This is a genomic window from Ruegeria sp. C5 (genome assembly GCF_056537605.1).
Window position 1 is genome coordinate 84,606 of the sequence record NZ_JBQFRX010000008.1, and the last position, 20,530, is coordinate 105,135.

At 57.4% G+C, this 20,530-nt stretch carries 22 protein-coding genes; 15 read left to right on the top strand and 7 right to left on the bottom strand.

Annotation, left to right across the window (positions count from 1 at the left end; genetic code table 11):
* Position 1: 1 nt before the first annotated feature.
* Positions 2–1,228 carry a bifunctional glutamate N-acetyltransferase/amino-acid acetyltransferase ArgJ gene (argJ, locus tag ACR0AW_RS19425; RefSeq protein WP_170734083.1) on the top strand — a complete coding sequence of 409 codons (1,227 nt, stop codon included), beginning with the start codon at positions 2–4 and terminating at the stop codon, positions 1,226–1,228.
* Positions 1,225–1,623 (top strand): 8-oxo-dGTP diphosphatase MutT, encoded by a 399-nt coding sequence (gene mutT / locus ACR0AW_RS19430; protein WP_170334201.1) that lies wholly within the window; start codon positions 1,225–1,227, stop codon positions 1,621–1,623. Before argJ ends, mutT begins: the two co-directional genes overlap by 4 nt.
* Before the next feature lie 15 nt (positions 1,624–1,638).
* Here the strand turns inward: mutT and ACR0AW_RS19435 are convergent, their stop codons facing one another.
* Positions 1,639–2,028: an LCCL domain-containing protein gene (locus ACR0AW_RS19435; protein ID WP_170734084.1), complete on the bottom strand. Its 390-nt coding sequence runs from the start codon at positions 2,026–2,028 to the stop codon at positions 1,639–1,641.
* A 310-nt stretch (positions 2,029–2,338) separates the two neighbouring features.
* Between ACR0AW_RS19435 and ACR0AW_RS19440 the strand changes: the two genes are divergently transcribed.
* From ACR0AW_RS19440 to ACR0AW_RS19485, 10 genes are all read left to right on the top strand, one after another.
* Positions 2,339–4,282 carry an AMP-binding protein gene (locus ACR0AW_RS19440; protein ID WP_170515296.1) on the top strand — a complete coding sequence of 648 codons (1,944 nt, stop codon included), beginning with the start codon at positions 2,339–2,341 and terminating at the stop codon, positions 4,280–4,282.
* Positions 4,283–4,357: 75 nt separating this feature from the next.
* Positions 4,358–5,176 carry an ABC transporter ATP-binding protein gene (locus ACR0AW_RS19445; RefSeq protein ID WP_170399285.1) on the top strand — a complete coding sequence of 273 codons (819 nt, stop codon included), beginning with the start codon at positions 4,358–4,360 and terminating at the stop codon, positions 5,174–5,176.
* A gap of 29 nt (positions 5,177–5,205) precedes the next feature.
* Positions 5,206–6,192, top strand: a complete 987-nt coding sequence (locus ACR0AW_RS19450; protein ID WP_170408767.1) for a branched-chain amino acid ABC transporter permease — start codon at positions 5,206–5,208, stop codon at positions 6,190–6,192.
* Positions 6,193–6,195: 3 nt separating this feature from the next.
* Positions 6,196–6,453, top strand: a complete 258-nt coding sequence (locus tag ACR0AW_RS19455) for a hypothetical protein (RefSeq protein WP_170408766.1) — start codon at positions 6,196–6,198, stop codon at positions 6,451–6,453.
* A 3-nt stretch (positions 6,454–6,456) separates the two neighbouring features.
* Complete coding sequence (locus ACR0AW_RS19460; protein WP_170627000.1) at positions 6,457–7,533, top strand: branched-chain amino acid ABC transporter permease; 1,077 nt, start codon at positions 6,457–6,459, stop codon at positions 7,531–7,533.
* A 73-nt stretch (positions 7,534–7,606) separates the two neighbouring features.
* Positions 7,607–8,890, top strand: a complete 1,284-nt coding sequence (locus tag ACR0AW_RS19465) for an ABC transporter substrate-binding protein (RefSeq protein ID WP_170408764.1) — start codon at positions 7,607–7,609, stop codon at positions 8,888–8,890.
* A gap of 72 nt (positions 8,891–8,962) precedes the next feature.
* Entirely contained in the window at positions 8,963–9,796 is an 834-nt protein-coding gene (locus ACR0AW_RS19470) for an ABC transporter ATP-binding protein (protein WP_170399269.1), read from the top strand.
* Positions 9,797–9,815: 19 nt separating this feature from the next.
* The gene (locus ACR0AW_RS19475; RefSeq protein ID WP_170734085.1) at positions 9,816–11,033 is read left to right on the top strand and encodes an acyl-CoA synthetase family protein; all 1,218 of its coding nucleotides are present in this window, start codon (positions 9,816–9,818) and stop codon (positions 11,031–11,033) included.
* A gap of 106 nt (positions 11,034–11,139) precedes the next feature.
* The gene (locus ACR0AW_RS19480) at positions 11,140–12,804 is read left to right on the top strand and encodes an ABC transporter permease (RefSeq protein WP_170515416.1); all 1,665 of its coding nucleotides are present in this window, start codon (positions 11,140–11,142) and stop codon (positions 12,802–12,804) included.
* A gap of 78 nt (positions 12,805–12,882) precedes the next feature.
* Positions 12,883–13,233, top strand: coding sequence for a DUF2794 domain-containing protein (locus ACR0AW_RS19485; protein WP_170399260.1), 351 nt, complete (start codon positions 12,883–12,885; stop codon positions 13,231–13,233).
* Here ACR0AW_RS19485 and ACR0AW_RS19490 read toward each other — a convergent pair.
* From ACR0AW_RS19490 to ACR0AW_RS19505, 4 genes are all read right to left on the bottom strand, one after another.
* On the bottom strand, positions 13,230–13,967 hold the full coding sequence (locus ACR0AW_RS19490) for an NlpC/P60 family protein (protein ID WP_170734086.1): 738 nt from the start codon (positions 13,965–13,967) through the stop codon (positions 13,230–13,232). The genes ACR0AW_RS19485 and ACR0AW_RS19490 overlap by 4 nt on opposite strands.
* Positions 13,964–15,346 (bottom strand): M17 family metallopeptidase, encoded by a 1,383-nt coding sequence (locus tag ACR0AW_RS19495; protein ID WP_170734106.1) that lies wholly within the window; start codon positions 15,344–15,346, stop codon positions 13,964–13,966. The genes ACR0AW_RS19490 and ACR0AW_RS19495 overlap by 4 nt, the downstream gene beginning before the upstream one ends.
* Before the next feature lie 64 nt (positions 15,347–15,410).
* Positions 15,411–15,800, bottom strand: coding sequence for a hypothetical protein (locus ACR0AW_RS19500; RefSeq protein WP_170399254.1), 390 nt, complete (start codon positions 15,798–15,800; stop codon positions 15,411–15,413).
* A 27-nt stretch (positions 15,801–15,827) separates the two neighbouring features.
* On the bottom strand, positions 15,828–16,016 hold the full coding sequence (locus ACR0AW_RS19505) for a hypothetical protein (protein ID WP_170627010.1): 189 nt from the start codon (positions 16,014–16,016) through the stop codon (positions 15,828–15,830).
* On the opposite strand from ACR0AW_RS19505, the gene ACR0AW_RS19510 reads away from it, so the two are divergent.
* The 3 genes from ACR0AW_RS19510 to ACR0AW_RS19520 all read left to right on the top strand — a co-directional run bounded on the left by ACR0AW_RS19510 (position 16,015) and on the right by ACR0AW_RS19520 (position 18,211).
* Positions 16,015–16,494: a phosphoribosyl-AMP cyclohydrolase gene (locus ACR0AW_RS19510; protein WP_170734087.1), complete on the top strand. Its 480-nt coding sequence runs from the start codon at positions 16,015–16,017 to the stop codon at positions 16,492–16,494. The genes ACR0AW_RS19505 and ACR0AW_RS19510 overlap by 2 nt on opposite strands.
* Positions 16,495–16,580: 86 nt before the next feature.
* On the top strand, positions 16,581–17,117 hold the full coding sequence (locus tag ACR0AW_RS19515) for an SRPBCC family protein (RefSeq protein WP_170408759.1): 537 nt from the start codon (positions 16,581–16,583) through the stop codon (positions 17,115–17,117).
* A 401-nt stretch (positions 17,118–17,518) separates the two neighbouring features.
* The gene (locus tag ACR0AW_RS19520) at positions 17,519–18,211 is read left to right on the top strand and encodes a M48 family metalloprotease (RefSeq protein ID WP_480444271.1); all 693 of its coding nucleotides are present in this window, start codon (positions 17,519–17,521) and stop codon (positions 18,209–18,211) included.
* Positions 18,212–18,354: 143 nt separating this feature from the next.
* Here ACR0AW_RS19520 and ACR0AW_RS19525 read toward each other — a convergent pair whose 3' ends face one another.
* Both ACR0AW_RS19525 and ACR0AW_RS19530 read right to left on the bottom strand, forming a co-directional pair.
* Positions 18,355–19,377: an aspartate-semialdehyde dehydrogenase gene (locus ACR0AW_RS19525; RefSeq protein ID WP_170598560.1), complete on the bottom strand. Its 1,023-nt coding sequence runs from the start codon at positions 19,375–19,377 to the stop codon at positions 18,355–18,357.
* Between the two features lie 113 nt (positions 19,378–19,490).
* The gene (locus ACR0AW_RS19530) at positions 19,491–20,525 is read right to left on the bottom strand and encodes a glycosyltransferase family 4 protein (protein ID WP_170734089.1); all 1,035 of its coding nucleotides are present in this window, start codon (positions 20,523–20,525) and stop codon (positions 19,491–19,493) included.
* Positions 20,526–20,530: the final 5 nt, after the last annotated feature.

Sequence of the window (20,530 nt, forward strand, 5' to 3'; positions counted from 1 at the left end):
CGTGGCCACGATAACCAAGGTTTCACCGCTGGCCCCGGCGGCCTTCCCCGAATTGCCCGCGATCGACGGTGTGCGCTTCGCCACTGTCGAGGCTGGTGTCCGATATCAAGGCCGCACCGATGTGATGCTGGCCGTTCTTGATCCGGGCACCTCGGTGGCCGGAGTGTTCACCCGCTCGGCCACCCGTGCGGCCCCCGTTCTGGATTGTCAGGACAAGATCGGCGGGCCCGGCGACGGGCCTGCAGCGATCCTTGTGAATTCGGGCAACGCCAATGCGTTTACCGGCCATTACGGGCAGACCTCAGTGGCCGAGGTGACGCAAGCCGTCTCCAAAGCTACCGGTGTTGAGGTAGATCGGGTTTTTACCTCGTCGACCGGTGTCATCGGCGAGCCGCTGCCCCATGACCGCATCGTTGCACAGCTTGAGGCGTTGAAGGCGGGCCTCAGCTGTCACGCGATCGAGGACGCGGCGCGCGCGATCATGACCACCGACACCTTCCCGAAGGGGTCGTCGGCGCAGGTCGATATTGGCGGCCAAACAGTCTCTATTGCGGGGATAGCGAAGGGTTCCGGCATGATCGCGCCCGATATGGCGACGATGCTGGTTTATATCTTCACCGACGCTCAGATCGAGCAGACAGCGCTGCAGGCGATGCTGGGCGCGCAGACCGACCGGACCTTCAACTGCATCACCGTGGATAGCGATACCTCGACATCCGACAGCCTCTTGCTTTGCGCCACCGGGGCATCGGGCGTCGATGCCACCGGCAATGCCGCTTTCGCGCAAGCGCTGGAAACAGTGATGTTGGACCTTGCGCAGCAAGTGGTCCGCGACGGCGAAGGGGCCACGAAATTTGTCGAAATTCGTGTGACCGGCGCCGCCACGGATGCTGATGCCAAAACCCACGGGCTGGCTATCGCCAACTCCCCGCTGGTCAAAACCGCCATCGCGGGCGAGGACCCGAATTGGGGCCGCATCGTCATGGCCATCGGCAAATCCGGTGCTGCTGCAGACCGCGACCTTTTGAGCATATCGTTCGGAGACATCCTTGTGGCTGAAAAAGGCTGGGTCAGCCCCGACTACCGCGAGGAAGACGCTGCGGCCTATATGAAAGGTCAGGATTTGGTGATCGCAGTCGATCTGGGACTGGGTCAGGGCGCTTCCACCGTCTGGACCTGCGATCTGACCCACGGCTATATCGAAATCAACGCGGATTATCGCTCGTGAAGACAGTATTGGTGTCTGCTGTCGCTCTGATCGACATCGAGGGCCGCGTCCTGCTGGCCCAACGCCCCGAGGGCAAATCCATGGCCGGTCTGTGGGAATTCCCCGGCGGCAAGATCGAGCCCGGAGAAACCCCCGAGGCCGCCCTGATCCGCGAATTGCACGAGGAACTGGGCATCGACACCTGGGCCTCGTGCCTCGCGCCGCTGACCTTTGCTAGCCACAGCTATGACGATTTCCATCTTCTTATGCCGCTATTTGCCTGCCGCAAATGGGAGGGGATACCGCAATCGAAAGAAGGTCAGGCGCTGAAATGGGTGCGTGCGAATGATCTGAGGAACTACCCGATGCCTGCGGCAGATGTGCCGTTGATCCCGATTTTGCGGGATTGGCTATAAGCCCCTGAAAAGACTCTAATCTGACTCAACTGGCAAAACGACAAAGCTTGGCAAATCACTGTGGTGCATGTCATTGCTGAACATATCGTTACGAAGGCAACCGACGTATTCTGCTTGAGGTTCCCTTTGTTCGATCCGGACTGGCCCGCCATCACGCGTAGCAATTCCCGCATGCACCGCGGCCATACAAATGTTGCTCCACCAAGCGTACACTTCGCATCCCTGTACATTGAACGGCCGTATCCGTTGCGCCTCTTTTGTGCACATGCACTCAATGGGTAAGTCAAGTTCACCAATATGGCCGGGGCAATCCTTTAACTCATCGGCTGAAATCGGTCGACTCCCGCTACCAGCGATCACAAAAATCGCGATGGCCACAAATATGATCTGCTGAGCTCTATGCATTATCAATTCTATCACGAACTCACGTATTGCCCAAAATATACGCGGCGGTTGTATTCGCTTTTGGCAGCGCTGGTTTATCCAGTTCAACGGTTTTTACATCTTGTACAACTCGGAACTTCACTCCTCCGCCCCTGTTACAATTCGTAAGAATTGAGAAAACATCAGGCAAAACTTGACGCTGATCGTTACGACGTCCCTTATCGGGGCATTGGCGTTCGGGCACCATCCCGAACCCGCCATTTTCGGCCCGGGGAGGGGTCGGATGGGGAGGAGAGAAAGATTGGCTCAGACGCAGTCGGGCGCTGAAGGGATGGACTCTCTTCCGGCGCTATTACACCGCAATGTGACCCAGTTCGGGGATGCCCCGGCCTATCGGGAAAAGGAATTCGGGATCTGGCAATGCTGGACCTGGGCGGAAGCCGCCAAAGAAATCCGTGCCATCGCGCTTGGATTTCTAGAACTTGGCGTTGAAAAGGGTGACCATATTGCTGTGATTGGTCGGAACCGTCCCGCCCATTACTGGTCGATGGTTGCCGCTCAAATGGTAGGCGCGGTGCCGGTGCCTCTGTATCAGGACTCGGTCGCCGAAGAGATGGCCTATGTGCTGGAACATTGCGGCGCGAAATATGTGGTCTGCGGTGATCAGGAGCAGGTCGACAAGGTCATTGAAATTCAGGAAAACCTGCATCAGGTCAAACACATACTCTACACCGACAAGCGCGGGATGCGGAAGTATGACCACTCCCAGATGAACGCGCTTGAGGACATCATGGCCGAGGGCAGCGCGGGTCACGCGCGGTTTGATGCGGAACTGGACAAGCGCATTGCGGCAATCACCTATGACGATACCTGCGTGATGCTCTATACCTCGGGCACCACGGGCAAGCCCAAAGGCGTGGTGCTGTCGAACCGGAATGTTATCGAAAGTGCTAAGAACTCGGCGGAATTCGATCATCTTACCCGGAACGAAGACATCCTGTCTTACCTGCCGATGGCTTGGGTTGGCGATTTCATATTCTCGATTGGTCAGGCTTATTGGTGCGGCTTCTGCGTGAACTGCCCCGAAAGCGCCGACACGATGATGACCGACCTGCGCGAGATCGGGCCGACCTATTTCTTTGCCCCGCCGCGGGTGTTCGAAACCCAGCTGACCAATGTGATGATCCGGATGGAGGATGCGGGCAAGCTGAAGCAGCGCATGTTCCATTATTTCATGGCCCATGCCAAGAAGGTGGGTGGCCTGTTGCTGGACGGCAAGCCGGTGGGCTTTGGCGACAAGCTGAAATACACGCTGGGCAATTTGCTGGTCTATGGCCCGCTGAAAGATACGCTTGGCTATGGCCGGTTCCGTGTGGGCTATACGGCGGGTGAAGCGATCGGGCCGGAAATTTTTGATTTCTACCGCTCTTTGGGCATTAACCTGAAGCAGCTTTACGGTCAGACCGAAGCGACCGTGTTCATCACCGTGCAGCCGGATGGCGAGGTACGGGCGGATACGGTTGGTGTTCCGGCCCCAGATGTCGAGCTGAAGATCGATGATAAGGGCGAGATTCATTACCGCTCACCTGGCGTGTTCGTCGAGTATTACAACAACCCGGATTCGACGGCTTCGACCAAGGATGCCGAAGGTTGGGTGGCGACGGGGGATGCCGGGTTCATCGAGGAGAATTCCGGCCATCTACGGATCATTGACCGTGCCAAAGACGTGGGCAAGATGGCTGATGGTTCGATGTTCGCGCCGAAATATGTCGAGAACAAGCTGAAGTTTTATCCCGATATTCTTGAAGTCGTGCTGTTCGGGAATGGCAAGGATCGATGCGTGGCTTTCATCAATATCGATTTGACAGCGGTTGGAAACTGGGCGGAACGCAACAACGTGGCCTACGCGTCCTATCAGGAACTTGCGGGACATCCTCGTGTGTTAGAGACGATTCGGAGCCACGTTGAAGAGGTAAACAAGTCGGTCGCGGCGGATGAAATGCTATCGGGCTGTCAGGTGCATCGCTTTGTGGTTCTGCACAAGGAACTGGATGCCGATGATGGCGAGATGACTCGGACCCGCAAGGTGCGGCGTGGGTTTGTCGAGGACAAATTCAGCGACATTATTGCGGCGTTGTATGACGGGTCGTCGAGCGTTTCAACCACGACTGAAGTGACCTATGAAGATGGTCGTAAGGGATCGATTTCTGCGACGTTGGAAATTGTCGATGCGCCAGTGGTTCCGGTCGCGCAGCACAAGGTGGCGGCGGAATGAGTGGGCTGACGCGCGCCGCTCGACCTGCGGTCATCGCCCCGCCCGCCGTCCCGTTTTTGTGTCAGGGAGGTTCTGATGCTGGATAACTCCGAAGGATATGTCACCGAAGACGGCCGCAAGATCGGCGGTGTGGTGATGGAGATGAAGAATATCACCCTGCGCTTTGGCGGCGTGGTGGCCATCAAGGATATCTCGTTCGACATCCGTGAGGGTGAGATCCGTGCGATCATCGGGCCAAACGGGGCGGGTAAGTCCTCGATGTTGAACGTGATCTCGGGCTTTTATGTCCCGCAAGAAGGTGAGGTTTGGTTTCACGGCTCCAAGCGCCCTCCGATGCGGCCGTTTGAGGTGGCGCAGCAGGGGATCGCGCGGACGTTTCAAAACATCGCTCTGTTCGAAGGCATGAGCGTGTTGGATAACGTGATGACCGGGCGTTTGGGTTTTATGAAGACCAATATTCTTCAGCAAGCGCTGTGGAAGGGCAAGGCCGAGGCAGAAGAGACCGAGAACCGCGAGGCGGTCGAGAAGATCATTGATTTCCTTGAGATTCAGCACATCCGCAAAACGCCGGTGTCCCGCCTGCCTTACGGGTTGAAGAAACGCGTCGAACTGGCGCGCGCGCTGGCGGCGGAACCGAAACTGCTGCTGCTGGATGAGCCGATGGCCGGGATGAACGTCGAAGAGAAAGAGGACATGAGCCGCTTTATCCTCGACGTGAATGACGAGTTTGGCACCACGATTGCGCTAATCGAGCACGATATGGGCGTGGTAATGGATCTGAGCGACCGTGTGGTTGTGATGGATTACGGCAAAAAGATTGGTGACGGCACCCCGGATGAGGTGCGCAACAACCAAGAAGTCATTGATGCCTATTTGGGGGTCAGCCATGACTGAGGTCCGGGCAGAATTGGGGAGGGGCTGGCATGCCTGAACAATTAATCTTCGCGATGGAGGTCATCCTCAACGGTCTGATGGCTGGGGTGCTGTATGCGCTGGTCGCACTGGGCTTTGTGTTGATCTACAAGGCGTCGGGGATTTTCAATTATGCCCAAGGGGTTATGGCCCTGTTTGCGGCGATGACGCTGGTCGGAATCATGAATGGGCAGGTACCTTTTGCGCATCTGATCAACGCGACTTTCGGCACGCATGTCTATAATTTTGGTTGGAATGTGCCCGCGTTGCTTGCGATTATTCTGACCATGGCCGTGATGGTGTTGCTGGCCTGGTGCGTGCAACGGTTCGTCATGCGCCATCTGGTCGGACAGGAACCGATCATCCTGTTCATGGCGACCATTGGTCTGGCCTATTTCCTTGAGGGCGTCGCCGACCTGATGTGGGGGTCCGAGATCAAGACGCTGGATGTGGGTCTGCCGCAGGGTATCAACCTGTGGATTGACGAGACGACCTTTAATATCTTCGACTACGGTTTCTTCATCGACAATCTGGACATCGTGGCCACGATCATCGCAGCACTTCTGGTGGCGGCTCTGGTGGCGTTCAGCCAGTACACCAAGCAGGGTCGGGCGATGCGTGCGGTGGCGGATGACCATCAGGCAGCGCTATCGGTCGGGATTTCGCTGAACTTCATTTGGATCATGGTCTGGTCGGTCGCCGGGTTTGTAGCGCTGGTTGCGGGCATCATGTGGGGCACCAAATCGGGCGTTCAGTTCTCGCTGTCGCTGATCGCGCTTAAGGCTCTGCCGGTATTGATGCTGGGCGGGTTTACCTCGATCCCCGGGGCCATCGTCGGCGGTCTGATCATCGGTGTAGGCGAGAAACTATTCGAATTCGCGATCGGTCCGATGGTTGGCGGCGCAACCGAGAACTGGTTTGCCTATGTATTGGCGCTGATCTTCCTCGTGTTCCGACCTCAGGGCCTGTTCGGCGAGAAGATCATCGAGAGGGTGTAGGGCGTGACCAAGCTGATTGCCATCATCAACGTGATCGCATGGGCGGGGTTTTGGGCTTTCGGCTACATCGCCCTGACATCAAGCGATCTGACCGAGGGCCAACTTGTGATCGCTGTAATTCTGGCCTTTGCCGGGCTGGTCATGGGCATCCTGGCTTACATGAAACTGGTGCGCGCTTCCGAGGCCACCGGATATGCCAAAGGGTCCAATCAACTGGACGCCGCTGCCCGCAATCGGGCGCAGGAAGAATGGGGAAAGTAAGATATGTTCTATCGTGAGGCCGGGGATTTCAAAACCTCATATATCGCCGACAGCCAGACTTTCCCGATCAAGTTTGACCGGTATAGGTACTATGTCGTTCTGGCGGTGGCGTTCGGAATAATTCCGTTCATCATCAACGATTATTGGGCCAATGCGCTGCTTCTGCCATTCCTGATCTATGCCATCGCTGCGATCGGGCTGAACATTTTGGTGGGCTATTGCGGGCAGGTCTCGCTGGGCACCGGCGGGTTCATGGCAGTGGGGGCCTATGCCTGCTACAAGCTGATGACGGCCTTTCCCGATGTCAGCATGTTCATCCATGTGATCCTTGCTGGAGGGATCACTGCGATTGTTGGTGTTTTGTTTGGTCTGCCATCTCTGCGGATCAAGGGATTCTATCTAGCAGTCGCTACGCTGGCGGCTCAGTTCTTTCTTGTGTGGCTGTTTAACCGGGTGCCGTGGTTCTACAACTACTCGGCCTCTGGCCAGATCAATGCGCCGGAACGCGATGTGTTCGGCATCATTATCACTGGCCCGAATGCTCCGGCATGGGCGACTTATCTGTTCTGCCTGATCTTCCTGACCGTCTGCGCCATCATCGCGCGTAACCTGACGCGCGGCACCACTGGTCGAACCTGGATGGCAATCCGCGACATGGACATCGCGGCCGAGATCATCGGGGTGAACCCGCTCAAGGCCAAGCTGACAGCTTTTGCCGTCAGCTCGTTCTTTGTGGGCATCGCCGGGGCGCTGTTCTTTGCGGTCTATCTGGGCGCGGTCGAGGTTGGAGAAGTGTTCGGCATTCAAAAATCGTTCCTGGTGCTGTTCATGGTGATTATCGGCGGATTAGGGTCTATTTTTGGATCCTTTGCGGGGGCTGCCTTCCTGGTTTTGCTGCCGGTTGTACTGAAGCTGCTGGGCGTCGATCTGCTGGGCTGGCCCACGGATATCGTCGCGCATCTCAACCTAGTCATCGTCGGTGCTCTGATCATCATGTTCCTGATCCTCGAACCGCATGGTCTGGCGCAGCTCTGGCGTGTGGCGAAAGAGAAACTCAGACTCTGGCCATTCCCGCACTAAGGACCGGCCCAACGAAAAGACGGGTGTGAAACCCGAAACCCAACATCGGATCAACCAAGGGAGGAGACACCCGATGAAAAAGAAACTGGCAACCCTGGCGCTGGGCGCCGTGATGGCCGCAGGTCCGGTCATGGCCGACCTCGTATTCCCGTCGCTCAGTTACCGGACCGGGCCTTATGCGGCCGGCGGTATCCCATTTGCGGACGGATATGCCGACTACTTCACACTGCTGAACGAACGCGATGGCGGTATCGGCGGTGTTGCGGCCAACGTGATCGAATGCGAGACCGGATATAACACGGAAAAAGGCGTGGAATGTTATGAATCGACCAAGGGCGAAGGTGCTCTGGTCTATCAGCCCCTGTCCACCGGCATCACCTATCAGTTGATCCCTAAAGTGACCGCAGACGGCATTCCGCTGCACACAATGGGTTATGGCCGCACCTCGGCGGCGAACGGTAAGGTGTTCAGCAACGTGTTCAACTATCCTGCCAACTACTGGAACGGGGCGTCGGGCGCGATCAACTATCTGCTGGACGAAAACGGTGGCGACTTGAGCGGTAAGAAGATCGCGCTGGTCTATCACAACTCGGCCTATGGCAAGGAACCGATCCGTACGCTGGAAACACTGGCTGAAAAACATGGCTATGACCTGACCCTGCTGCCGGTCGACCACCCCGGTCAGGAGCAGAAGTCGCAGTGGCTGCAAATCCGCCGGGAAAAGCCCGACTATGTGATCATGTGGGGCTGGGGCGTGATGAACCAGGTCGCCGTGCAAGAAGCCGCCAATATCCGCTTCCCAATGGAGAACTTCATCGGTGTCTGGTGGTCCGGGGCCGAGTTTGATGTTGAGCCTGCGGGTGATAAGGCCACCGGCTACAAAGCGCTGACCTTCACCGGTCTGGGCGACGACTATCCTGTCTATGACGACCTGAAGAAATATGTCGTCGATGCGGGCAAAGCTGCAGGCGCCGGTGATCAACTGGGTACGGTGCAGTACAACCGCGGCCTCTATGCTGCGATGCTGGCCGCAGAAGCAGTGAAAACCGCGCAAGAAATGCACGGCACTGCCGAGATCGACGCATCGATGATGCGCGATGGCATGGAGGCGCTGGAGATCACCAACGCCAAGATGGAAGCGCTGGGTATGGCCGGTTTCGGACCTGAATTCGCGGTCTCATGCGAAAACCACGGCGGCCCAGGCCTTGTCGGTGTTGTTCAGTGGGATGCAGCGGCGGGTACCTGGAACTCGATTCAGGGCTTCGAACCGACTGACGCTGAGGTCATCAACGCACTGATCGACGAAGACTCGGGCGCATATGCTGCTGAGAACAATATTTCTCAGCGCTGCGAATAAGGTGCTCTGAACCAAACGGGGCGGCGGATCGCTGCCGCCCCGAACCCCACACTCGCACAAGGACACGCGCTGATGTTGGATGCGGCACAAACCACTGACGTGCAGGCGGAAACCCTGCTTGAGGTCAACAATATCGAGGTGATCTACAACCATGTGATCCTTGTTCTGAAAGGCGTCAGCCTGACTGTGCCCAAGGGCGGCATCACAGCCCTACTGGGTGGCAATGGTGCGGGCAAGACAACCACATTGAAGGCCGTGTCGAACTTGCTGCATTCGGAACGGGGCGAGGTCACCAAAGGCTCGATTAAATATCGCGGCGAGGGCGTGCATGAAAGCGACCCGGCTGCCTTGGTGGAGAAGGGCGTCATTCAAGTCATGGAAGGCCGCCACTGTTTCGAACACCTCACAGTCGAGGAAAATCTGCTGACCGGTGCCTATACCCGTAAGGACGGGTCTGCCGCGATCCAGCAGGACCTGGAACTGGTTTACAATTACTTCCCACGCTTGAAGGAACGCCGTCGTAGTCAGGCCGGTTATACTTCGGGTGGTGAGCAGCAGATGGTTGCGATGGGCAGGGCTCTGATGTCACGGCCCGAGACCATCCTTCTTGATGAACCCTCAATGGGTCTAGCCCCGCAACTTGTCGAAGAGATTTTTGGCATCGTAAGGGACCTGAACGAGAAGGAAGGCGTGTCCTTCCTGCTGGCTGAGCAGAACACAAATGTGGCTCTAAGGTTTGCTCATTACGGTTATATTCTGGAATCTGGCCGCGTGGTGATGGACGGCCCCGCCGCTGAATTGCGCGAAAACCCGGACGTAAAGGAATTTTATCTCGGCATGTCTGACGAAGGCCGAAAAAGCTTTCGAGACGTGCGCTCATACCGCCGCCGCAAGAGATGGCTGTAAGCGGGTGGAGGATATTTCAATGACCTATTTTGATAAGCTTGAAACCCGATCCGCTGACGAGCGCACCGCTGATCACGCGCGCGCCTTGCCAGAACAGATTGCCCGCGCTCAAAAAGCGCCCGGATATGCCGGCATCCTGTCCAACGTGGACGCCGGCACAGTGACAGACATGCAGGCGCTGGCACAACTGCCGGTTCTGCGAAAATCCGATCTGACAAAGGCGCAGGGCACCCGGCCTCCGTTTGGAGGGTTCACCGTCAAACCGGCGCGGAATTTCCAGCATGTCTTTCAATCACCGGGGCCAATCTATGAACCCGGCAGCACTGATCACGACTGGTGGCGCATGGGCCGGTTCCTGAATGCAGCCGGGGTTGGTCCGGGCGATATCGTTCAGAACTGTTTTGGCTATCATCTCACCCCCGCGGGCATGATCTTTGAAAGCGGCGCTCAGGCTGTTGGCGCGTCGGTCCTGCCTGCAGGTACAGGTCAGACCGAGTTGCAGGTGACCGCTGCGCGCGATGTGGGTTGCACCGCATATGCTGGCACGCCCGACTATCTGAGAGTCATTCTGGATAAAGCCGAAGCCATGGGCGTCGCGCTGAAATTTTCCAAGGCCGTTGTGGGTGGCGGGGCGCTGTTTCCAAGCCTACGACAAGATTACGCCGATCGGGGCATCGTCTGCCTGCAATGCTACGCGACCGCTGATCTGGGCAACATAGCTTATGAAAGCCCTGCGATGGAGGGTATGATCATCGACGAACACGTGATCGTTGAGATCGTCACCCCCGGCACAGGAACCCCGGTTGCACCTGGTGAAGTAGGTGAGGTGGTTGTGACTACGCTGAACCCCGATTACCCGTTGATCCGATTTGCCACCGGTGATCTGTCGGCGATCATGCCCGGAGAGTCTCCGTGCGGGCGCACAAATATGCGTATCAAAGGCTGGATGGGTCGCGCCGATCAGACCACCAAGATCAAGGGCATGTTCGTCCGCCCCGAACAGGTGGCCGCGCTGGTCGACAAGCATGATGAAATCGTCAAGGCGCGTGTCATTGCGGCGCGACAGGGCGAGATGGATACCATGACCGTTCAGATCGAAAGCCCCTGCGAGAACGATGGTGCCTATGCAAAATCGGTGGTCGAAGTCCTGAAACTGAAAGGCGCGATTGAAGTTGTGGCGCCGGGCTCATTACCAAAAGATGGCTTGGTGATCGAGGATCAGCGCGTTTATGAATAGGCATCTGCGGCGAACATTGCCGCAGTTTTTGTTAGTCCGCCCACTGGTGTTTCTTAGAGTTTTAGTCGATTAAAGGCAGACCCTACGGGATTCTCAGTCAAACGCCATGGCCGAAGTCGAATATTCAGAACACGGAACGCATAATCGCGGCGCACTAGGCACACGCTTTGTGGGCGGCATTGCCTATGTCGTGGCAGCCGCCTGTCTGTTGCCAATGGTGGCGGTTGTTCTGGCGGCGGTGACCGGTGGCACCGACACAATTTCCCATTTGTTAGAGACTGTTTTGCCTGGCTATGCGCTGACCACGGTGATCCTGGTGGTGCTGGTCGCAGCAGGGACGTTTTCGATTGGCGTCGGCGCTGCGTGGCTGGTCACGATGACCCGCTTTCCCGGAGTGCGGTGGCTGGAAATCGCTCTGGTCCTGCCGCTGGCCTTTCCGGCTTATGTGCTGGCCTATGCCTATACCTTCATTCTGGATCACCCCGGAATCGTTCAGACCACGCTGCGGGATGTGACCGGCTGGGGCCCGCGCGACTATTGGTTCCCCGAGATTCGCTCGACCGAGGGTGCGGCGGTGATGTTGATCCTGGTGTTGTATCCCTATGTCTATTTGCTGGCGCGCGCGGCGTTTCTGCAGCAAAGCGCCACGGCCTTTCTGGCGGCCCGGGCGCTGGGCAACGGCCCCTGGCATGCCTTTTGGCGCGTATCCCTGCCGATGGCACGCCCGGCGATTGCGGGGGGCGTCTTGCTGGCGGTTATGGAAACCATCGCCGATTTCGGCACAGTCGCCTATTTCGGAGTGCAGACTTTTGCCACTGGCATCTACACAAGCTGGTTTTCCATGGCTGATCGCGCTGCTGCGGCGCAACTCGCCCTTTGTCTGTTGGGTTTTGCGCTTGTCATGGCCGTGGCCGAGCGGACACAGCGCGGCAAAGCCAAATACTATCAGGCAGGCAAGCGCCACGCAGGTCTGCCAGCGGCGCAACTCAAGGGATGGCAATCACTTGCGGCATTTCTGCTATGCGCAATTCCCGTCCTGTTCGGATTTCTTCTGCCTGTGGTTATCCTGGTGCAGATGGGGTTGGAATCCGAGCAGAACCTGCTGTCGCGCCGATATATCGGGTTCATACAGAACTCGCTGACACTGGCGGGGGCTGCGGCGGTTATCACCGTCAGCGCGGCGATTTCGATAGGATTCTTCCAACGCCTGCGCCCCGGGCGCGGGTCCGCCATGGCGGCTTATGTGGCGCGGTTGGGCTATGCGGTGCCGGGTGGCGTGATCGCCGTGGGGCTGATCGTCCCCTTTGCGGGATTCGACAACGCACTGGATGCGTGGATGCGCCAAACCTTTGGTATCTCGACCGGACTGCTGGTCACTGGATCCATCTGGTTGTTGATCGCGGCCTATATGGTGCGCTTTTTGGCCGCCGCGCTCAGCGCCTATGAAGGTGGGCAGAGTACCGTTCACGCCAATATGGATGCCGCCGCGCGGTCACTGGGTCAAACCCCGTTAGGAACGCTGCGCCGGGTACATCTGCCGATCCTTACGCCTTCATTGCTGACGGCACTGTTGATTGTCTTTGTGGATGTGATGAAAGAGCTGCCCGCGACCCTGATCATGCGGCCTTTTAACTTCGACACGCTAGCAGTGCAGGCCTATCGTCTGGCCTCGGATGAGAGGCTTGAAGGTGCAGCGGTTCCGTCGCTGGTTATTCTGGCTGTCGGGTTGCTGCCGGTGATCTTGATTTGCCGTCAGGTTGGGCGCAGATAGCGGGCGGGCGATCCAAAAATACAACACCTTGATGCCAGTGGGCTTGATTCGACGGCGATTTCCGGCAAGGCTTGTCATATGAACATGCAGCCTCCCAGCCGGTTCGGGTCCGGCTCTGCCCAGATGCCGGTCGCGTTTGACCGGCGCGAGATGTCTCAAATCCTGTCTGTTTATGGCCGAATGGTTGCTGCCGGTGAATGGCGCGACTACGGAATCTCGAACCTGCGGGATATGGCGGTGTTTTCGATCTTTCGGCGCACGGCGGAACATCCCATTTACAGGGTCGAGAAGCACCCGCGTCTGCGGCTACGTCAGGGCATGTATTCCGTGGTCGGCATGGATGGGCGTATTTTGAAGCGCGGGCACGATCTGCGCGCGGTTCTGAGGGTTCTGGAACGCAAGCTTATCCGTGCGGTTGACCTGGATTAGAGCCTTTTGTGCGCTGTAACCGGCCCGTCACCCTGGGCAGCGATCCGGGCAATCGCTTGATCCATCGGTTCGAGCGCGACGGCCATGTGATAGGCGTTGGCGTGAAGTAGAAGGTTTTCGGCGGCAACCCAGGCCACATGGCCTTTCCAGAACAGCAAGTCTCCGCGCCGTGCGGGATCGCCCTCGGGCACCGATCCACCAACTTCGCGTTCCTGATCGCCGCTGTCTCCGGGACAAGGAACGCCGCAGGCGAGCAGTGCGAGCTGTACGAGGCCCGAGCAATCCAGCCCGAATCGACTGTTACCACCCCAAAGATAAGGGGTGCCGAGAAAAAGTTCGGCCGCGGAAACGGGATCGGTCAGCAGGGAATAAGCGGGCACGGCATGCACCCCCGGAATGAACCCGATTGGCGTTTCCAGAAACCCGCCCTCCTCAGACAGAGCCCTGATTTTACTGCCAAAGCTAAGAGAGGTCAGATCGCGGCTTTTTATATCGGGCTTCTCATAGGCATGGGTCGAAGCGGCGACGATCCAGTGAGTCTGTGGCTCAATTGGTCCCAGATGGTCCGTCGCCACCCATCCGGTATAGCCGTCCTTGCTGGCTGAGATCTTGCTCCAGCCGTTTTGGTCGTCCAAAACAGTGACCATGTCGCCGAACAACAATTGCCGGTCGCGCGGACCGTCAGGGTGGCGTAGCAGGTCTATGACCGGTTGAATGATGCGCGCCTGAGTCATAGGCCAAGGATCTCTGGCAATGCCCCCAGGAGGGCACGCGGGCCTTGGCCCAAACCACCCTTGCTGCGACCGGGTTCCTTACTGCGTTGCCACGAATAGATGTCAAAATGCATATAGCGACTTTCGGCAGCGAACCGGCGCAGGAACAGTGCCGCGGTGATAGAGCCCGCAAATCCACCAGAAGGCGCATTGTCGAGGTTAGCGATGCCGGGTTCGATCATCGCTTCATAGGGGTCATGAAAAGGCATACGCCAGACCGGATCAGCGGCAGCCCGGCCAGCACGCGCCAGCACGTCCGCGGCTTTGTCGTCATCGGTATAAAACGGGGCCAAATCAGCGCCCAATGCAACCCGGGCCGCGCCAGTCAAAGTGGCCATCGAGATGAGCAGGTTTGGTGCCCCTTCATGCGCCAGAGCAAGGGCATCGGCCAGCACCAACCGACCCTCGGCATCAGTGTTGTTTATCTCAACCGTTAGCCCATTGCGCGCCGTCAGGATGTCGCCGGGGCGGAGAGCATTGCCCGCTACTGCGTTTTCGACCGCCGGGATCAGGACCCGTAATTGCACCTTCAGATCCAGCGCCATGATCATACGGGCCAGACCCAGCACATTGGCCGCTCCGCCCATATCTTTTTTCATCAACCCCATCGAAGCACCGGGTTTCAGATTCAGGCCGCCGGTATCGAAACAGACCCCTTTCCCAACTAATGTTAGTTTTGGCCCGTGGTCACCCCAGTTCATCTCGATCAGACGCGGGGCCTGTTCGGCAGCACGCCCCACCGCGTGGATCATCGGAAAATTCTGTTCCAGCAACGCATCGCCTGTGATGACCGAGATGTCTGCGCCGTGTTCCCGTGCCAGTGCCTCAACCGCGTGTTGTAATTGCACCGGGCCCATGTCCGAAGCGGGTGTGTTGACCAGATCCCGTGTCAATGCCTCGGCATTGGCCATGATTTCGATCCGCCGGGCATCTACGCCCTCGGGCGCGATCAGCGTGGCGTTAGCCGGGCTTTGCGCTGCATAGCGATCAAAGGCATATCCCGTCATCAGCCAGCCCAGGCATTCAGCCTCAAGCACATCTGCGGGAACGCCCGAGGCGATATGATAGGTGCCCTTGGGCAGCGATTCTGCGGCAGCGGCTAGCGGAAATCGCTTGCGTACCCGTTTTGCCGCGCTGCCATATCCCGCCATGGCAAACTGCGGATTACCATCTGTGCCGGGCACCAGAAGTGTTTGACCCAGAGCTCCGGAAAACCCATCGGCCGCAACCCAAGCTCGGATATGATCCGGCTGATCGGTCAGCCAGCTTTCAAAATCTGATTGCTCTAACACATGTAGTGGCAGCGATGGGTCGGAGGCAGGGGCGAAGGACAGGGTCATGCGTGTCTCGGCTGGTTGGATTTTCGCCCAGACTATCTGTCTGCGGCGCACTCGCAACCCCCTCTCAGACAGATAGATCTTGTTGGTCCCAGACGGCAGTCAGCGATCGCTCGCCCACCCGGATCAGGCGGCTCAGAGTCGCCCCTGTCGCGACCGCATCGCCAGCGTCGACAGTACAGGCTACATCGCCTGCCACACGTGCCAGTGCTGTCATGCCGATTTGCTCGGATATGGCTACGAGAGATTTTGCGCATTTGCGCAGCCCGGCCCAATCGCGTTGCCGCCAAAACCGTTCACAATTCGACAGCCGCAACGCCAGTTCTTCAACCGTGCGGCACAGCACGTCCATGGCGTTGGTGTCGCCGAGCTGATTGTACAGGCTGCTCAGGCGGTCCGGGTCCAGACGCACGGGTTCCTTCTGTTCCAGTGTGATAATCTTGTCCACCACATTCACCCCAATTGAAATGCCCCCACGGCACAGTCAGAGATTGGCGGCAAAATACTTTGCAAAACCTTGCACCGGTTCAAAAGAATGGGTCGAATTTTCTGAGAATTCAGGCTTCCACGCGGTTCTGTGGGCAAAACCGGGCGAGAGTCCGGTCACACCTCTTGCGTTGACGCTCACTTGCTGCCAGTACCATAGAAACCGGACAGAGAAGGACAGGATCATGCCGATTACCACTGACGAGCTGGCCGCTGCCCGTACCGCCTGGGGCGATGGGTTGATTGCGATCTCCAAAGCTTTTGAAGACGGTGGGATCGATGCGGCCCGTTCCGTTGCCGAGGGTGTTCTAGATGCGGCATACGGCTATAATCTGGGTCCGGTCCTGTTCAAACCAACTATGGCATCCGGAGATCAAACCTTTCGCCCGACTCGCCACGGTGCACTGGCCTATTTTGTCGGTCACGATGCCGAATTTCCGCTTGATGGCGGTTTCGGAATCAAGGGTTGGCGCGAAATGGCAAGTGAGACATCGGCCAGCTTCGTCGAAGGCGATGTCGCCATGTGGATGGGCAAGGTCATTCTGACGGATAGCCAAGGTAACATCACGCAAGTCGACAAAAGCTTCGGCTACAAAAAAGACGCTAACGGAGTGCTTCGCATCGTGCTGCACCATTCGTCGCTGCCTTACCAGCCACCGGCCTGATCCTGCGGGTCATACGATCGGGCCTCTGAAATTACGTCGATTTTTTGATATGTTTCCGATGATGTTGTCAGAATCGGATCGAGCTCATGAAATTGATTAAACGTATTCTCGTCACCCTACTGGTGATCATTCTGGCGCTTGTCGGAGTATCATATCTTTTGCCTGGTCAGGCCGAGGTGTCCCGCAGCATCACAATCGACGCACCAGCCTCGGCGATCTTTCCCTATGTGAATTCGATGCAGGAGACCGAGAAATGGTCCCCCTGGCTGTCCCGAGACCCCGAAACCAAGCTGAGCTATAGTGGCCCGGAAGCGGGTGTCGGAAACACGCTGAACTGGGCCTCGGACAACCCGCAGGTGGGAACCGGTTCGCAGGAAATCACCGAGAGCACCCCGGATCAGTCCGTGCAAACCGCACTGGATTTTGGCCCGATGGGGACAGCCACCGCCTCGTTCCAGTTGCGGCCAGAAGGATCAGGCACACAGGTTACCTGGGGATTCGTATCCGACCTTGGTATGAACCCCATGTCCCGCTGGATGGGCCTAATGATGGACAATTGGGTCGGCGGAGATTACGAGCGCGGGTTGGAGAATTTGAAGACGCTGGTTGAGGGACAGGGGTGAAGGATCAGGCAGTAGGCATCTCTCTGATGACTGCTTTGAGGCCATACCAGAAACGATTGTTGAAATGTACGTGCGCTCATAGCAGTCCCTTTGCCGCGCAGGAGGCTGGGATCAAGCCATCGTGCAGCGCAAATAACCTCCGCTGACGCGGTGTTCAACTCGGTTCAAGCCCATACAGAACGGGGCGTGGATCGTTTGGTCCTTCGCTTCAAAGCCATTTGTAGTGCCTACCATTTTGACGACAGCTTAATCGGGGCGACCACCGACAACCCGTCTGTTATTGAATATCAAATCGTGAAGACCGTAGGTTCGAATGTGCAAGTTGGTTTCTCGAAAGCCACAGATTCGATTTTGATGCTCTGAACATTTGGAAAGGTGTGTTTATGAGGCGAACGGTATTGATGTTAGCTGTTTTGGCATTAGCGGGATGCGCTTCAACCACCACTCCTCCATCAGCACCTATTCCAAACCCCGGTCGCGCGAGCGCGCCCGTCAGTTCACAACAGGCACAAATAAGGTTCCGTCAGGTCGCCTCACGAATAGAACCTGTGGCAGAACGAGAATGCCGCCGCCGCACTAAGAATGTGAATTGTGATTTTTTGATCCGCATTGATCCAGACAAAAAAGCACCCTCAAACGCGTATCAGAGTTTAAGCAAGTCGGGGCGCCCCGTTATCACAATGACTCAAGCGCTGATACGGAATGTAAACAACACTGACGAACTTGCATTTGTTATGGCGCATGAGGCCGCTCACCACATTCAAGGGCATTTGGCGCGACAGGCCCAAAATGCGGCGGCTGGTGCGGTGCTTTTGGCCGGTCTAGCAACAATTGCGGGGTCAGGGCCGAATGACATTGCCGCAGCACAAGACATTGGAGCCTTTGTTGGTGGGCGCAGCTATTCAAAAAACTTTGAATTGGAAGCTGATCGACTAGGCACTGTAATAGCCTACAAAGCGGGTTATGATCCACTCAAGGGTGCGCTGTACTTCGCACGAGTTCCTGATCCTGGTGATCGCTTTCTGGGGACGCATCCCCCAAACTCTCAAAGATACCATGCGGTAAAAGCGACAATGTCCCAGATCGGTGGCTGACCAACTGGTGCTGGATAGGCAATGGCAACGCATGCACAGGGCGGCTTTGTCCCGCAATTTTGTCATCTCTGCCCGTCCACAAAATAATAAACCCCACTGGCGGTGCAGCGGGGTTTAATAGAGTCATAACCAACTGGCGAAGGTTACCCCTTCTTTAGAACTTCACGGCCCAGCAATTCTGCAATTTGAACAGCGTTCAATGCCGCGCCTTTGCGCAGGTTGTCCGAAACGCACCACAGGTTGATGCCATTCTCAACCGTCGAATCCTGACGGATGCGGCTGATGAACGTGGCGAAATCGCCCGCGCATTCGATGGGCGAGACGTAACCACCGGCTTCACGCTTGTCGATTACCATGATGCCCGGTGCTTCGCGCAGGATGTCGCGGGCTTCGTCTTCGTCGAGGAACTCTTCGAACTCGATATTCACCGCCTCGGAGTGGCCGACGAATACCGGAACGCGAACGCAGGTTGCGGTGACCTTGATCGACGGATCGACGATCTTTTTGGTCTCGACAACCATCTTCCACTCTTCCTTGGTCGAGCCGTCTTCCATGAAGACGTCGATCTGCGGAATGACGTTGAAGGCAATCTGCTTCTGGAATTTCTTCGGTTCAACCTCGGTGGTCGGGTTGTAGATGGCCTTGGTCTGATCCCAAAGCTCATCCATGCCTTCCTTACCGGCGCCCGACACCGACTGATAGGTCGACACAACCACGCGCTTGATCTTGGCACGGTCATGCAGAGGCTTCAGCGCGACGACCATCTGCGCGGTCGAGCAGTTGGGGTTGGCGATGATGTTTTTGTTTTTATAGTCGTGGATCGCCTCGGGGTTACATTCCGGCACGATCAGCGGAATGTCCGGGTCATAGCGATAGAGCGAGCTGTTATCGATCACCACGCAGCCAGCCGCTGCCGCCTTAGGGGCGTAAACCTTTGTGGCCTCGGAACCCACAGCAAATAGCGCCATGTCCCAACCAGTGAAATCGAATGTGTCCAGATCTTTGGTAGTGAGCGTCTTGTCGCCAAATGTCACCTCAGTACCCAGCGAACGACGGCTTGCCAGAGCAGCAAGTTCATCGACGGGGAACTGGCGTTCTGCCAGGATGTTCAGCATTTCGCGGCCCACGTTGCCCGTGGCGCCGACGACTACGACGCGATAGCCCATTTCATGTCTCCAAAGTTAAGGACGCGCGTTCATAGCCGCGTTGTGGCAAAGAAAAAAGAGGGGTTTCGGCTTATTTCACCCCGTCACACCGATTTGACACAGTTCAGTACCGTTCAGGGTTGTTTCAGCAAGGATCGATAAACTTCGACAATCGCCTGCGCTTCGCCTTCGATTCGAAAATTCTGCTCGACATGGGCGCGCGCGGCTAGTCCCGCAGCGGCCAGCGCAGCGCGGTCCTGCACCATATCCTCCAGCGCGTCGGCCAGTGCAGGGGCATTGTCTTTCTCGACCAGTCTTCCGGTCTCACCATCCTTGATTTGCGCACTGAACGCTCCGACCCCGTGACTGGCTATGGCGGGCACGCCCGAGGCCATCGCTTCAAGCGGTGTAAGGCCGAACCCTTCGTGCCGTGCGGGCGCAACGAACAGATCGAGCGCGCGATAGGTCTCGACAATCTCATCCCAAGGGCGCTCACCCAGAAAATGAACGCGGTCGCCCAGCCCGGCGTCCTGCAGCTTTTGCTCCTGCTCAGCCTGAAACGCCTCAAATTCGTTGGTGGTACGCCCGGTGAAGATCACATGCGCATCGGGGTGATTAGGCAGCACCTTCAGGGCGGCATCGACCAACAAGTCGACCCCTTTCTGAGGGCGGATACGGCCAAAACACCCGATCAGCAGCCCGTCTGGCAGACCAAGTTTTTGGCGCAGGGCGCTTTTGTCCTCGGCCGGGTGAAACAGCTCGGTGTTGACGCCATGCATGATGACAGTAGCGGGATGTTCCAGAAAGGAAGCGGCCTGTGGCGTCGTCGCGATCAGTGCGTCCATTTTCGAAATCAGCCGCTTGGTGAACCCGGAATGATCGCGTTGCGCGGCCGAAGTGAACAGCAGTTTATAGTTGCGTCGGAACACAGTGCGCAGGATCAGACCCATCAGCATCTCGGTATTCCGGCGTGCATGCCAGACCCGTTTGCGATTGGGCAGAAACAGTAGTTTCCAGAGTCTGATATGGGGCAAATCCGCCGGCAGGCCGGGGCCCGTGGCGCGGATGCCGATCATCTTCTGCTGGATTGGCAACAGTCGGATCACCGTCGTTGTCACGCCCGACAGGGAATGCTTCAGATTGGGTGCAATCACCTCAATATCTTGCACAGGCG